A 13,949-nucleotide genomic window follows, 5' to 3' on the forward strand; every position below is an offset into this window, starting at 1 on the left:
GCCGGTCCGTCACTATGGTGTCGTGTCCCGCCTCCTGCGCTACCTGATCATATGGCTGGCCTGCACGGCAGCCAGTGTCACCGCTGTCATCCTCACGATTCACTTCGTGGTGGGGTCGACCCGGCCGACCGCGCCGGTCGCGCAGTCCGCGCCGAGTAAGCCCCTGAAGCCCCCGCGGCCCAGCCCCACCATCACGAAACCCTCCCCGAGTCCCTCGGCGAGCAGCCGCAGGCCCAGCCCGCCGCCCCGGAGCAGCGAGCCGGCGACCGATCCCAGCCCGACGCCCACGCCGACACCCACCGCCCGCACCAGCACCCCGGGGGCGTCGACCGGCGCGGACGGCTCGGGGTGCCAGGAAGGCGGCGTCGGCGTCTACACGGTGGCGTCCGAGGGCGGCAAGGCCACCGTGCGGTTCGGCGACGACGCGGTCTGCCTGATCTCGGCCGTGCCGAACCAGGGGTTCACGGTGAGCACGAGCCGGACCCAGGCACAGACACTCAAGGTGACGTTCTCGGCCAGCCGCCACCGGTCGGAAGTCACCGCCACGACCCAGCCACAGAGCCGAGCCAACGTCCGCGAGGTGTCGTGGTGACACCCCATTGCAGGAACTCTCTGCAGTCCGAGGGTGAGCGATGAGTTTGTGCAGCCGGCCGGGTCTGCCCTGGTATGACTCGCATCATCGCTGACATCTCGGTTTCTCTGGACGGCTTCGTCACCGGGCCCGACCCCGGCCCGCGCAACGGTCTGGGCACGGGCGGCGAAGCCCTGCACACCTGGGCGTTCTCCGACGACCCCGAGGACCGTCGGGTCCTGTGCGAGGCGACCGCCCGCTCAGGCGCCGTCATCCTCGGTCGCCGGCTCTTCGATGTGGTCGACGGGCCAGAAGGCTGGGACGGCTCAACCGGCTATGGTGCCGGCGAGGTCGGCAAGCCCGCATTCGTCGTCGTGACGAGCACGCCACCGACGTCGGTGCGGCTCACCGACCTCGACTGGACGTTCGTCACCACCGGTCTGGCCGACGCCGTCGCCACCGCGCGCGTGCGAGCCGAGGCGGCGTCGTCGGCCGGTGGCAAGGACCTCGATGTGATCCTCATGGGCGGCGGCGCAACGGTCGGCTCGGCGCTGGAGGCCGGGCTGGTCGACGTGCTGTCGCTGCACCTCGCGCCCGTGGTGCTGGGCGCCGGGACGCCCCTGTTCACTGGTGGAGCGCCGCGCACGCTGGTGCAGCGAAGCGTGATCTCGACGTCGACTGCCACGCACCTGACCTACGACGTCTCCGGGTGATCCGATGACCACGGTCAACGCCCGGGGAATCACTTCGGGCATCGAATCGTTCGGTGACGACAACGCGCCACTGGTCCTGCTCGCCGGCGGGACGACGATGCTCTCCTGGCCCGACGCGCTGTGCGAGCGCCTGGCCGCCGGCGGGCGCCCCGTGGTGCGCTACGACCTGCGCGACAGCGGGAAGTCCACGACAACGGATCCGCAGGCGCCCGCCTACACCCTGCGCGACCTCGCCGCCGACGCGGCGGCCCTTGCCGACGCGCTCGGCAGGGGGCCCGCCCACCTCGCCGGGATCGGCGTCGGTGGGATGGTCGCCCAGGTGGCCGTCCTCGACCACCCGAGCGCGTTCTCGGCGCTCACCTTGGTCGGCACCCGGCCGGTTGCCCCTGGCCCGCCCGACGACGACCTCCCCGACCATGACCAGGTGACGATGAGCCGGCTGTTCGCACGCCCCATGCCCGACTGGGCCGACCGCGAGGCGGTTGCGGAGTTCGCCGCCGCCGGCGCTGAGATCCTGGGTGACGACCCCGTCGCCGCGCGGGCCATCGCCGCCCGCGTCTGGGACCGCACGCCCGGTACCGCTCCCCCGGTCCAGATGGCCAACCAGATGGGCATGGTGTTTTCCAGGCTCGACTGCAGACCGCGCTGGCGCGAGCGCCTGCCCGAGATCGAGGTCTCCACGCTCGTCGTCCACGGCCGCCGCAACCGGTTCTTCCCCGTCGGCAACGGCGAGGCGATCGCGCGTGTGATCCCCGGGGCACGGCTGCTCGTCCTCGAGGAGGCCGCCACCGCGGTCCCCGATGCGGCGGCCGACGAGGTCACCGAGGCGATACTCACGCTGGGTTAGGGGACGGCGGTCCCTGCTGCTCTACCCGGCGGGACGGCCGTCCAAGCCGGACCCCGAGGACGAAGGACGTGAACTGTGCTCCTCCCGAAAACCGCAGCCGAGCACGTCGATCCCTGAATTCACGCGGGGAGAAGCGCACCACTCAGTTTGCCGCTCACCCTTCGGCAACGGTCTGCCGGCCGGGGCGGGGCTCCACGCCGAGAATGTCTGCATGGTCGTCCGAGCGACTGACGATCCCCCCTCGGGTTCAGCACTGCGGGGCAACGAAGTTCCAGTGACTTGCTAGCGTGGCCCAGCAATTGCCTACTGCGTCTGTGTCGGTCCGGGGGGATCATGCGCCATGTCGCCGGAGCTGCTGTGCTCGCCGCAACCTGTCTGAGTCTTGCTGCCTGCTCTGAGGGCACGAGTGATCCGCAGCCGAGCCCTCGCCCCGCGCTCAGTTTCGGAAAGACCGCCGACACTGCTGGCGCCGACGGGAAGGGCACCGCGCAGATCACCCCAGAGACCGTCGTCTACGTCGATAAAGCCGGCGCCGACGCTCCAGAGCACGGTCTCTTCGCTGTGGTCACGTTCAAAGCCGGAAATCGGGCCGAGGAGTCGGTGACGACCACTGCCGTGCGGGGCGGCTTCCGGTGGAAGACGCTCGACGGGAAGACCATCAAGGCCGGAAACAGCAAAGGGGCACGAAGTGTCGCTCCCGTCGGCTTCAACGATGGCGGTGGCAAGCCAGCGGTGCGGGCCAACACCTACCAGGTCAACACCGTTGCATTCGACATCACCAGCGTCGAGAAGGGCGGCACCCTCGTCTACGTCGACGGCGACGGCGTCGCGTTTCGTTGGAAGGTTCCTTCCAACGATTCAGGGCCCACCGCGATGGCGCTGAAGTCCGCGTTGGAGTAGGTCGTTCCTGCCGAGGAGTCCTTGCGGAAGGCGAAGGGCCCGGCAACGTGAGGAGGGCGTCGCGGCGGACCGCAGCGGGCGCCGCCGCAACGCTGACGCGGGAGACGGCTGCCCACTGGGGACCCGGAGTCCGGAGTTGGGTGAGGCGGGTGTCCACGACCAGCACAGTTGGGGCTGGACATCACCAGCAAGACTGTCCGCAGGCCACCCGGCCCCTAGGGTCTGTCCGGCGAGGGGGTGCCTTCACATCTCGGGGGGCGGAACCTACGGTTTGTGGGTTACCCAGAGCAGTTCCGCGGGCCAGCGGTGTGCCCAGTCGGGTGGGTCGGTTTCGTTGTAGCCGTTGGGTGTTCCGCGTTCGGGCCGCGGCTCGATGAGGTCGTCGATGATGAGACCCGCGCCGCGCAGGACCTTGACCCAGTCGCCGTAGGTGAGCTGATAGCTGGTCGCGCCGTCGTCTTCGGCGATGGTGTTCAGCCCGAAGTAGTCCTGCTGCAACGTCGTGGTCACGCGGCTGGCCGCTTCGTCGTAGCAAGCTTCGAACCAGGGGCTGGCGACGTTGAACACCAGGCGCCCGCCTCGGCCCAAGACGCGTGCGGCCTGCGGGACGGCCAGGTGCGGAGGCGCCCAGCTCAGCCCACCGAAGTCGCAGAACACCAGGTCGAAGCTGTCGGCGGCGAAGGGGAGTTGTTCGGCGGCGCCTTGCACCAGCGGGTAGCGGGCCGCTCCCATCGCGCGGGCCGCTGCGGCGAGTTGGGCTTCGGACAGGTCGAGCCCGACCACGGTGGCGCCCTCGGCGGCAAGCGCCCTGGACCACTGGCCGGCGCCGCAGCCGAGTTCGAGGACGCGCTTGCCGGTGACGTCGCCCAGGGCGTGCAGGTGCGCGTCGGGGATGGAGTACATGCCCCACAGCCGGGGTGCGGCGCCGATGTGCGGGTCGTGCTCGTGCTGGTAGGCGCTGCTGATCCGGTTCCAGAGCCGCCGGTTGGCGGGGATGCTGTCCACGTGCCGACTCCAGCACTGTGTGCCGTAGGCGGTCAACACGATTCGGGCCGCCCTCCGCCACTGCCGCGATCACGGCGCCTCCCGGAGGGGAACTGATCGCTGATCACCTGGCCGCCATAGCCCGCTTGACCGAGTCACCACATACCCCCGCCATGACGGACGGCCTGGTCACGATTCGTCCTCCCGCGTGACCGCGTCCCCCAGCCGGACCGTGCACGCCGACCCTGCCGGCTGTCCTGCACGAAGGCCGGTAGCTCGCCCGTGCCCACCAGCAGGTTCGGACGGAACCGACGCGGATCGACATCGCCGGTGGGATGCGCGGATCGCAGTGTTGTCAGCGAAGAGGTGGTGACCAGGTGGACCCGGCCGAAGTCGAAGAACGTTCCTGACGCGACCTTGCCGACCGTGATCTTCTCTCCGGTGTCGTCCACGGACGCCGACGCTCGCACGGCATCCGGGACACCTCCCTCGTACTCCGGCCGTCCGGCAGTTCGACCTCGACGGTGTCATCCTCGGCTACCCGGCTTCGACAGCCCAGCAAGGGCCCCCACTTACGGGGGTGCTTGGCACTCCCGATCGCGCCGGTCTCATCGAGAACGGCGTGCGTCCGGTCCCCAGACAGTCCCGTGCGCAACACCACGGCAGACACCAGTGGCTCGCCCCGCATGGACTTCACCGAATACCGGTACAACGCCGTCACAGTTCCCATAGCGATCAATGGCGTCGCCCCCGGTTCCACGTCTCGCGCGCAGCTCCGCGCGTCCGGCACCAGGCATGCACGATGGCCGGAGACGGCGTGATCAGTTCTGCCGGTGTCATCGTCATGGCCGCGAGCCGAAGAGCCCTGAGCCGCGGCGCCCTGGCAGACAGAGCCGCAGGCCGCCCGTTCTGCGGTGATCCGGCTCAGCCGTTCAGGATGCCGGAGACCTCGGAGACGGGGACCGTGTCCCCGGCCCGCGGCACCGTCACGCGGACCGGCTCACCGATGTCCGAGAGGGCCATGGTCAGTGTCGACCGGGCCCCGGACATGTTCACGCTCATGCGGGTCTGCACCAGCCGTCCCCGGCCGTCGACCCACGCGTCGGCGAAGACCGGGAGGTCGCTGCCCAGGGTGTCGCGAGCCCGGTTCATCTTCGTGCGCACGTCCGGGGCCATGCGCAGGGTGACGGTCCGGTGGTCGAGGATGCCGCGGTAACGCACGGCGCGCACCCCCTGGATGTTCTCCTCGCGCTCCCGGGAGATCTTGCGCATGGCGGCGATCTGCTCCAAGACGTGCTCGGGGTCGTTGAGCGGGGCCCGCAGCAGGTAGTGGGACTCCGCCTCGTCCCGGGGCACGACCCCCCAGGCATCCTCGTCGATTCCCTGGGCGCCGCTGATGTAGATCTTGCCGTCCGCGAAGACCTGGTCGCTGTGGTCGATGGCGCCGCCGGGGAGTTCGACCGCCAGGTGGCCCTTGTCCGCGGCGAAGTCGAAGCCTCCGGTGACGGTGAGGCCGTACACCCGGCCCTCACCCTCCAGTTCGACCTCCTGGCGAAACCTCGCACTGCCCTCGCGGAGAGCCGCCACGGCTGCTCGTACGGCGGAGCGGGAGCCGGAGGACGATTCAGACGGTGACGTGGCCGCGGGCTTGTCACGGTTTCCGGCGTCGGCCGCGGAACAGCCGGCACACAGGAGCGCAGCGACAGCGGCGAGGACGAGTGGACGGCGCATGGGATTCTCCGAGGTTTCAGGGCGAGCACTCGGCCACTGCGGCACCGCCTCGCCCGAGATCTTACGGAGGCATGCACAACACTGGAGGCACGGGAGCGAAACCCAGTTCCCGGAACAGCCATGTCAAGGACCGCCGCTGCGGTGTCAGTCTGCTGACGTATCCTTCCCGTCACCGCGCCCACCGACTTCGAGGACCAAGAGAATTGACCGGCCTGTCCGCTTTACCCTTGCCCTTTCAAAGTTCCCGTTCGATAGCGTTCGCGACACCCCGCACGCTGCGGGAACTCCAGATGATCCAGTGCAGCGCACACATCCGGGCGAAGCCGGGGTGGGTCGAGAAGATGAACGATCCGGACATCGTCGCGAGGTGGACACGAGAAGCGGTCGCTCAGGGTCTCACCGAGGCGCAAGTTCGCTACGTGCTTGCCGAACTCGTGCACTATGCCGCGCTGCGGGACGCGCAGACCGGCGTCGAGGCGTCCGCCGTCGACGGGGTGTGGCAGTCGGACACCCTCGTCGACGACGAGCTCAGATCGCGACTGCGCACGGCGGTTCAGGTTCTGGAACAGGTCCCCGAGGCGGAACAGGACTGGCATCCCGGATCCGGCCGCCAGGTGTTGGATTTGGTTCATCCCTCGCTGTTCTGTCTGGTGAGAGAGGTGAGCGAGGCACCCGAGCGAGCTTGGCAGAACCCGACGAACCGCTACTCGAAGTACGAATTCTCGGAGAGGTTTCAGTGGCTGCCCACCGAGGTCGACGTCAGTGACGACGGTGACGTCGCCTTCCGCTCGTACGTCAACAACATCCACCCCGACACTCATCGCGAACTGGGATCCGTCCTGCCGGACTTGTTCGCGCGCATGCGCCCGCTGCTGGAGAACGTACTCACCGATCTGCGTCATCCGCGGCCCCTGCGGATCGAGGCCGATCCCTACGGCTGGTACGACTCGGAGCCGGAGTATCCGAACAAGTCCTCCTACGGTGATGACGAGGCCTACGCAGAAGCCCTCCGTGCATGGGAGGTCGCCCAGGACGACTGGTGGGAAAACCGCCGGCCGATCATTCCGGACGCCCCGGCCTTCACTGCGCCCGAGTTGCCGGATGAATCCGCCCGAGTTGATCTGCGCGGCCGGCGTCTCCAGGTCATCGTCAAGCTCGCGACCATTCACCTCACGCCCGACAAGCCCGACTACACCGGCGGTTCATGGCATGTCGAGGGCATGTTGAACGAGCGGATCGTCTCCACCGGCATCTACTACTGGGACAGCGAGAACATCACCGAAAGCCGGCTGAGCTTCCGAGCGGCACTCGACGACCCGCACTACGAACAGAACGACGACAACGGTCTCCGTGACGTCTACGGCCTGGAGGACGAAGACGCACTGAACCAGATGCTGGGATCGGCATCAACCCCGGCGGGCCGCTGCGTGGCATTTCCGAACATCCTGCAGCACCGTGTCGACCCATTCCGCCTCGTCGACCCCACCCGCCCGGGGCACCGCAAGATTCTCGCGTTCTTCCTGGTCGACCCTTCGGAAAGGATCGTCTCGACCTCTGATGTGCCACCGCAACAACCGTGGTCCGACACCTCGACCATGACGCTTGAGCAGGCCAAGAACTTCCGCGAACAGCTCATGCAGGAACGCAAGTTCTTCGTCGATGAACACAACGAGCAGCTCTATGAGCGAGAGTTCTCCCTCTGCGAGCACTGAGCCCGAATCCACCGGCTGATACTGGACGGCGTTGCGGCGTGCAGCCGCGGCGGACCGTGTAATCCGTCGCGGTCAGCAGGGATGTCGCGCAGACTCGTCGCGCGGCGCGTAGGCCATCCAGTCCACGATCTGTACCGCGGCCCCCGCGGCCTCCATGCCCCGGCAGTGGGTGTGGTGCCTGCGGGCGATGCCGTCCAGGTCGAGGTGGGAGCCGAAGGCGGGGTGCGCCGCCAGCCGCCGTGCGTACGCCCACACGTGGGGGTGCCCTGTGATGCGGTGCACCGCGGCGGCGTCGAGGTGGTGGCGGTGCACGGTGTCCAGCTGCACGAGCGACACCCACAAGTAGACGTCTGCGAGGGTGAGTTCATCTCCCAGCGCGCACTCCTGGGATGCGAGCCGCCACTCCAGCAGATCGAGCGTGCGCAGCAAGGTGGCCAGCGCCGTATCGCGTGCCGCCGAGTCCCCACCGGATTGCCCGGCGCGCTGGGCGGTCCAGGTGATGCCCTGCTCGCAGAGCCGCCCGACGGTGTCGATGGCCTTCTCGGTAGCGCGGGGATAGAGATCGCGGCCATGTCCGTCGAACCGCCGGGCCAGGTCCCGCAGGATGTCGGGAGTGTGGGTGCTGACGATCGTTCCCGTCCAGTTGTCACTCAGGACCGGTGCCACGGCCGGTCCTGAATGCTGGTGCGAACTTGCTTCGTACAGCGGGCGCAGGGCCACGTGTCCGCCGTCCGGAGCGTCGGGCACAGCGGGCAGCAAGGCCACGTGGAGGACGCGGTCGAGGCCGAGCAGGCTGTGCGTGACGGCGATCTGCAAGGAGTCCGGACAGGACAGCGAGAGGTGGAGCCGGTAGCGCTGCGGCGCGGCGTAGAAGCCGCCGCGCGTGTCACAGCCGATCCTGCTCCGGAAGGACGGCACGGAAGTCGGGGATGAGGCGGACATGCGTCTCCCAGGGTGCTCGGTCACAGACGTACGGGCATACGGGGACGGCGGCTCGTGGCGGCTTCGGCACGGCCGTGATCCGGTACTGGTGTGAGGATCAGGCGCGGGTGGACATGCACTCACCGCGCAGGGAACTCGCCGCACTGCATACGCGCAGAAGGTCGATGTGGCGGCGGGACGTCAGCAGGGGCAGCATCCGGACGACGGCGCGGACAGCCTGACGGCCGAGGTCCAGCACAGTGCAGTCCATCTTTCCCTACCGATTCACTAGGACTTCCTGCACTCGAGTGTCGTGTCGCGAACAGGCCTCGTCAAGAGTGCGCGTTACACCTTCCCCGGACCGTCTCACCACGTGAGAAGACCCGCGGGCGGGCAACCGGTGACGGGCCTATCCGAAGCGCTCCGCCTGCTGAGTGACCGGTGATGCCGGACTCACAGGGCCCCAGGCGAAGGGTGGGTCCGGGATCTGTCGACGCAGCACCGGGGCAACCTCGCACTGGAACAGCTCGAGGGAGGCGCGGTGCTGAGCGTTCGTCAGCCCTGCGGCATCAGCGTGCAGGTGAAGCACGGTGTGCCCGAGCCTCTCGTGATAGCGGTGTACCTTTTCGATGACCTGTTGCGGGCTGCCGATCAGTGCGGAGCTGCGTTCGACGAAGTCCTCCAGGGTCTCGAAGACCACGGGGAGGCCCGCCTGCCTGAAGAACGCCAGGTTGGCTTCGAAGATCGGCCGATAGGTGGCCAGGGCCTGCTGGGAGGTCGGGGCCACGTAGATGCCGGCCGTACCGGCGCCGACCGCGATCAGTGCCGGGTCACGGCCGTAGGACTCCCAGCGCTCGCGGTAGTACTTGATCAGCTCGGCGTACGGCTCGACGGGGTGGGTGACGTTCGCCGAGAACAGCGGGTCGCCGTAGCGGGCGGCCAGGTCGACCGACTCCTTGCTGGTGGCGCTGCCGTGCCAGACCCGGATCGGCCGTTGATACGGCCGTGGCCACACCTCGGCGTCGGTCAGCGGGGGACGGAAGCGGGTGTCGGCGGTGACCTTGTCCTGGCGCCAGATGCGCCGGAAGACCTCGTAGCTCTCGGCGTTGCGGTCCCACTGGTCCTCGGACGTGACGTGGAACAACTCGCGCTGGGCGGTGCCGTTGCCCTTTCCGATGATCAGGTCGAGGCGCCCGTTGGACAGGTGGTCCAGGGTCGCGTAGTCCTCGTATGCGCGGACCGGGTCCAGCAGGCCGAGCGTCGTGACGGCCGTGAACAAGCGGATCCGCTTCGTCAGGGCGGCCACATGACTGAGTACGACGGTCGGGGACGAGGAGATGAACGGCCGCTCGTGCCGCTCCCCCACACCGAAGCCGTCGAACCCCAGTTCCTCGGCCAGCAGCGCGCTGTCGAGGACCTCACGGAAGCGCTCGTGGGTCGGCTTTCGCACCCCGGTGATCGGGTCCGGGCGGTGCACGATGAGTGTGATGGCGAGGAACTTCACGACGCCACCCCCCGCTCACCCTGCGCGTCGTCCGGGTGGGCGAGGCCCAGATGGTGGCGGAGCGTCGGTCCCTCGTACTCGGTGCGGAAGACGCCCCGTTCCTGGAGCAGCGGGACGACCTTGTCCGCGAACTCGTCGAGACCGCCCGGGGTGATGTGCGGGACGAGGATGAAGCCGTCACTGGCGTCGGCCTGCACCAGCTCGTCGATGGTGCGGGCGATCGTGTCCGGCGAACCGATGAAGTTCTGCCGGTTGCCGGTCTCGATGACCAGGTCGCGGATCGACCAGTTGTGGGCCGCTGCGAGCTCGCGCCACTCGCGGGCGGTGGCCAGCGGGTCGCGGTACATGCGGACCTGGGCGCGGCCCTGGGAGATGTGGCTGTCGCCGACGTCGGGGTCGATGTCGGGCAGCGGCCCCTCGGGGTCGTAGGAGGACAGATCCCGGTTCCAGACGAATTCCAGGTGCTTGATGGCGGTGGCGCCGCTGACCTGCTGCCGGCGCACCTCCTTGGCCAGTTCCTCGGCCTCTTCGTCGGTGTCGGCAAGGACGAAACTCGCGGCGGGCAGGATCAGCAGCTGGTCGTGGTGGCGACCGTACTTGGCGAGGCGGTTCTTGACGTCCGTGTAGAAGGCCCGGCCCGCCTCCAGAGTGGCGTGCCGGCTGAAGATCGCGTCGGCTTCGGAGGCGGCGAACTCACGGCCCTCCTCGGAGTCGCCGGCCTGGAAGACGACGGGGCGGCCCTGCGGTGAGCGTGGGACGTTGAACCGGCCGTGGATGTCGAAGTGCTGCCCGGTGTGGACGAAGGACCCCGCCTTGGCGTCGCGCAGGAACGTGCCGGTGTCCTGGTCGGCGAGGATCTCGTCGCCGTGCCAGGAGTCGAAGAGCTCGTTCGCCGTGGCGAGGAACTCCTTGGCGCGGGAGTAGCGCTCCTCCTGCGGCAGGAAGCCTCCGCGGCGGAAGTTCTCGCCGGTGAAGGCGTCCCAGGAGGTGACGACGTTCCACGCGGAGCGGCCACCGGAGAGGTGGTCGAGGCTGGCGAACTGGCGGGCCACCTCGTAGGGCTCGTTGAAGGTGGAGTTGATGGTGCCGGTCAGGCCGAGGTGTTCTGTGACGGCTGCGAGCGCGGCGAGGATCGTGAAGGTGTCGGGGCGGCCGACGACGTCCAGGTCGTAGATCTTCCCGCCCTGTTCACGGAGTCTGAGCCCTTCGGCGAGGAACAGGAAGTCGAACTTGGCGCGTTCGGCCGTCCGGGCGAAGTGGGCGAAGGAACTGAACTCGATGTGGCTGCCGGCCCGTGGGTCGCTCCACACGGTGGTGTTGTTGACGCCGGGGAAGTGGGCGGCCAGATGGATCTGCTTCAGCGGCTTGCTCATGGTGGTCCTCTCTCCGTCCGGCTCAGACTGCGAGGTAGCGGTTGGCGGGGCGGGCAAGGCCCAGCAGCCCGCGCAGGGTGTCTGCCTCGTAGGTGCGGCGGAAGGCGTCGCGGCGCTGGAGTTCGGGCACCAGGCCTTGCGTGATCGCCGGAAGGTCGTGGCCTGCGACGGCCGGTCGCAGCCGAAAGCCGGTCAGGCCCGCGGTCTGCAACTCGCTCAGGTAGTCGGCGAGTTGGGAGGGCGTGCCGGTGAAGATCGGGGCGTCGCTCGTGTACGTCTGTCCCGCGAGGGCGTCGAGGCGTTCGCGGCGGGCTGCGGCCTTCGCGGGGGCGTCGTCCAGGAAGACCACGAGGTCGCCGAAGATGTGCAGCGGTTCGTCGACACGGCCGGTGGCCGTCTGCTCGGCGCGGATCTCCGCGACGATGGCACGGGCCTGGTCGGTGTCGTGCGGGGTGACGTAGCCGACGTCGGCGGCGCGGGCCACGAGCCGGTAGGGAATGGTGTCGTGAGCGAGGGCGGTAACGATCGGCTGGCCCTGAGGCGGCCGGGGCGTGATGGACGGGCCTTTGACACTGAAGTGGCCGCCCTCGAAGTCGATGTAGTGCAGCTTCTCGCGGTCGATGAAGCGGCCGGTGGCGGCGTCCCTGATCTCGGCGTCGTCCTCCCAGCTGTCCCAGAGGCGGCGCACCACCTCGACGTGGTCGGCCGCCTCGTCGAAGAGGTCGGTCACCACCTCCCGGGCGGTGGGGCTGTCGTAGGCCTGGATGCGCGGGATGGTGCGGCGGCCGAAGTGCGCGGCCTCGTTGGGACGCGCGGTGATCTGCACGCGCAGGCCGGCGCGGCCGGTGCTGATGTGGTCGAGGGTGGCGATCGCCTTGGAGATGTGGAACGGCTCCGTGTGGGTGGAGACCACGGTCGGCACCAGGCCTATGTGCCGGGTCAACGGTGCCACGCGGGAGGCGATGAGCACGGCGTCGAGCCTGCCGCGCACCTGGTCGGTGCGGTCGTCCGGGTCCAGCCAGTGGGAGGACTGCGGGCCGAGCCCGTCCTCGATGGTCACGAAGTCGAGCAGTCCGCGCTCCGCCTCGGCTACCAGGTCCGCCCAGTATCCGGCGGTGAACAGGTCCCGGGGCCGGGCAACCGGCTCGCGCCAGGAGGCGGGATGCCAGCCCGTGCCGTCCAGTGCCACGGCGAGGTGCAGGGTCGAAGGATGAATTGAGGACACGAGTCAGCGCCTTCCTGGAAGTCCGCAACGAGAACGCCGGATCCCCGTACACGAGGGTGACGGCGGTGAAGGAACGGGTCAGGGGCAACAGAGCGCGGCGGCCACACGCTGAAGATCGATGTGGGGCCGGGAGTGGAGATGGACGGCGTGGAAGACGTGGGTCACGTCCGCAGCCCCCATCCGTCGGGGCGCACGTCTCAGCGTCTCGCGCATCTCGTCATGCGTCACAGTGCCCTCACCTCGCGCGGTCTTCCCGGGCTGCGGACCAGCAGGATGGGCGAACGGCGGCGCAGGGTGAAGCCGATGGACTCGTACAGCCGGATCGCCTGGGTGTTGCCCGCGGCGGCGTGCAGGAAAGGGAGGTCGCCGCGGGCGCGGATGCCCGCCGCGACGGCACGCACGAGGCGCGTGCCCAGCCCGCGGCCGCGATGCTCCGGGTGTGTGCAGACGGCGCTGATCTCCGTCCAGCCGGGTGGCCGGATCCGCTCGCCGGCCATGGCGATCAGTCGGCCCTGGTGCCGAATGCCGAGATAGGTGCCCAGTTCGACGGTGCGTTTCAGGAAGGGGCCCGGTCTGGTGTGCGCGACCAGGTCGAGGATCTCGGGGACGTCGTCGGGTCCGAGTCGTACCGCTTCCGGGGCGGGCTCTGACCGCAGGGCGGTGTCGACGAGCTGGACTCCCTGACCGCCACCCACGACGTCCCATCCGGAGGGTACGTCGTCGACCGGCTTGAGCCGTACGACGGTTCCGGGTCCGACGAGCTCGCGCAGATCGGCCCAGGCAGCCAGGTCGGTCGGCTCGGCCAGGGCGGCGAAGTCGTAGACGTCGGCGGGGTAGCGGGCAGCGCGGCCCAGCCGTTCGGCGAAGCGGGCGTGCGGGCCGTTCAGTGCTGCCCAGACAGCGTTGTCCAGAGGCCGCGCGCTCGGGTCGGCCGGGGCTTCGCCGCCACGAACCTCGATCGAATGTGTCACAGGGGGCGGAGTCCTTTGAGGTCGGCGGGTTGCCGCACGGGCCACGGTCTGCGGTGCGGCACCTTGAGAGGTCGCCCCACCATGTCTAGCAGGCAGTTGGCGGACAGATCATTGCAGGTGCATGAATTTCAGGTCCGGCCCGCGCTTCCGCGCGATCTCTCCGCGTCGCGGTGATCACCCATCACCTGATCTCACTATGAGAGATCTCCGAGTCCACAATGCGAACGCACTCTTTGGATTCAAGCCACCTTCTGCCACTATCCCCAGCAATCAGGTAGGAAAGCTAGGGAATGAGGGGGTGGCCATGCGCACGTTCTTCAGCCGTGCATCTCGGTCGCTGCCCCTTCTGACCTCGCGCCGTCACGTCGACCTCCACCGCACGGCCAGCGCCATCTGTCGACCCGTGTGACGCCTCGGAAATCCTGGCTCGCCACACGCCTCCGCACCGAGATGCAGTGCGGGCCCGCTCGTTCGTATCTCCTTGATCACTCATCCTT

At 68.7% G+C, this 13,949-nt stretch carries 17 protein-coding genes; 6 read left to right on the forward strand and 11 right to left on the reverse strand.

Annotated elements, in window-relative coordinates:
* The first annotated feature begins 22 nt into the window (after window positions 1-22).
* From IE153_RS42060 to IE153_RS34290, 4 genes are all read left to right on the forward strand, one after another.
* Window positions 23-592 (forward strand): hypothetical protein, encoded by a 570-nt coding sequence (locus IE153_RS42060; RefSeq protein WP_229829309.1) that lies wholly within the window; start codon window positions 23-25, stop codon window positions 590-592.
* Between the two features lie 74 nt (window positions 593-666).
* A complete protein-coding gene (locus IE153_RS34280) occupies window positions 667-1,284 on the forward strand; it encodes a dihydrofolate reductase family protein (RefSeq protein ID WP_189593612.1) in 618 nt (205 codons plus the stop codon).
* Window positions 1,285-1,288: 4 nt separating this feature from the next.
* Window positions 1,289-2,131, forward strand: a complete 843-nt coding sequence (locus tag IE153_RS34285) for an alpha/beta fold hydrolase (protein WP_189593613.1) — start codon at window positions 1,289-1,291, stop codon at window positions 2,129-2,131.
* Window positions 2,132-2,464: 333 nt separating this feature from the next.
* On the forward strand, window positions 2,465-3,031 hold the full coding sequence (locus IE153_RS34290; protein WP_189593614.1) for a hypothetical protein: 567 nt from the start codon (window positions 2,465-2,467) through the stop codon (window positions 3,029-3,031).
* A gap of 264 nt (window positions 3,032-3,295) precedes the next feature.
* On the opposite strand, the gene IE153_RS34295 is transcribed toward IE153_RS34290, so the two are convergent.
* From IE153_RS34295 to IE153_RS34305, 4 genes are all read right to left on the reverse strand, one after another.
* Window positions 3,296-4,036, reverse strand: a complete 741-nt coding sequence (locus tag IE153_RS34295; protein WP_189593615.1) for a class I SAM-dependent methyltransferase — start codon at window positions 4,034-4,036, stop codon at window positions 3,296-3,298.
* A 134-nt stretch (window positions 4,037-4,170) separates the two neighbouring features.
* Complete coding sequence (locus tag IE153_RS42065) at window positions 4,171-4,467, reverse strand: MOSC domain-containing protein (RefSeq protein WP_229829323.1); 297 nt, start codon at window positions 4,465-4,467, stop codon at window positions 4,171-4,173.
* The gene (locus IE153_RS42070) at window positions 4,371-4,745 is read right to left on the reverse strand and encodes an MOSC N-terminal beta barrel domain-containing protein (protein WP_308432226.1); all 375 of its coding nucleotides are present in this window, start codon (window positions 4,743-4,745) and stop codon (window positions 4,371-4,373) included. Before IE153_RS42070 ends, IE153_RS42065 begins: the two co-directional genes overlap by 97 nt.
* 194 nt (window positions 4,746-4,939) lie before the next feature.
* Window positions 4,940-5,746, reverse strand: coding sequence for an SCO4651 family lipoprotein (locus IE153_RS34305; RefSeq protein WP_189593616.1), 807 nt, complete (start codon window positions 5,744-5,746; stop codon window positions 4,940-4,942).
* Between the two features lie 203 nt (window positions 5,747-5,949).
* On the opposite strand from IE153_RS34305, the gene IE153_RS34310 reads away from it, so the two are divergent.
* Window positions 5,950-7,458, forward strand: coding sequence for a DUF4246 domain-containing protein (locus tag IE153_RS34310; RefSeq protein WP_189593617.1), 1,509 nt, complete (start codon window positions 5,950-5,952; stop codon window positions 7,456-7,458).
* Between the two features lie 72 nt (window positions 7,459-7,530).
* Here IE153_RS34310 and IE153_RS34315 read toward each other — a convergent pair whose 3' ends face one another.
* From IE153_RS34315 to IE153_RS34340, 7 genes are all read right to left on the reverse strand, one after another.
* Window positions 7,531-8,400 carry a glutathione S-transferase C-terminal domain-containing protein gene (locus IE153_RS34315; protein WP_189593618.1) on the reverse strand — a complete coding sequence of 290 codons (870 nt, stop codon included), beginning with the start codon at window positions 8,398-8,400 and terminating at the stop codon, window positions 7,531-7,533.
* 97 nt (window positions 8,401-8,497) lie between these two features.
* Window positions 8,498-8,650 carry a hypothetical protein gene (locus IE153_RS34320; protein WP_189593619.1) on the reverse strand — a complete coding sequence of 51 codons (153 nt, stop codon included), beginning with the start codon at window positions 8,648-8,650 and terminating at the stop codon, window positions 8,498-8,500.
* Window positions 8,651-8,788: 138 nt separating this feature from the next.
* Window positions 8,789-9,883: an LLM class flavin-dependent oxidoreductase gene (locus tag IE153_RS34325; protein WP_189593620.1), complete on the reverse strand. Its 1,095-nt coding sequence runs from the start codon at window positions 9,881-9,883 to the stop codon at window positions 8,789-8,791.
* On the reverse strand, window positions 9,880-11,256 hold the full coding sequence (locus IE153_RS34330; protein ID WP_189593621.1) for an NtaA/DmoA family FMN-dependent monooxygenase: 1,377 nt from the start codon (window positions 11,254-11,256) through the stop codon (window positions 9,880-9,882). Before IE153_RS34330 ends, IE153_RS34325 begins: the two co-directional genes overlap by 4 nt.
* 22 nt (window positions 11,257-11,278) lie before the next feature.
* Window positions 11,279-12,481, reverse strand: a complete 1,203-nt coding sequence (locus tag IE153_RS34335; RefSeq protein WP_189593622.1) for an LLM class flavin-dependent oxidoreductase — start codon at window positions 12,479-12,481, stop codon at window positions 11,279-11,281.
* 78 nt (window positions 12,482-12,559) lie between these two features.
* On the reverse strand, window positions 12,560-12,694 hold the full coding sequence (locus tag IE153_RS42800; protein WP_368858387.1) for a putative leader peptide: 135 nt from the start codon (window positions 12,692-12,694) through the stop codon (window positions 12,560-12,562).
* 11 nt (window positions 12,695-12,705) lie between these two features.
* Window positions 12,706-13,452: a GNAT family N-acetyltransferase gene (locus IE153_RS34340; protein WP_189593623.1), complete on the reverse strand. Its 747-nt coding sequence runs from the start codon at window positions 13,450-13,452 to the stop codon at window positions 12,706-12,708.
* A 304-nt stretch (window positions 13,453-13,756) separates the two neighbouring features.
* Between IE153_RS34340 and IE153_RS42805 the strand changes: the two genes are divergently transcribed.
* Entirely contained in the window at window positions 13,757-13,861 is a 105-nt protein-coding gene (locus IE153_RS42805) for a putative leader peptide (protein ID WP_368858386.1), read from the forward strand.
* The last annotated feature ends 88 nt before the right edge of the window (window positions 13,862-13,949 follow it).

The sequence above is a fragment of the Streptomyces massasporeus genome (assembly GCF_014648995.1).
GTDB lineage: Bacteria > Actinomycetota > Actinomycetes > Streptomycetales > Streptomycetaceae > Streptomyces > Streptomyces massasporeus.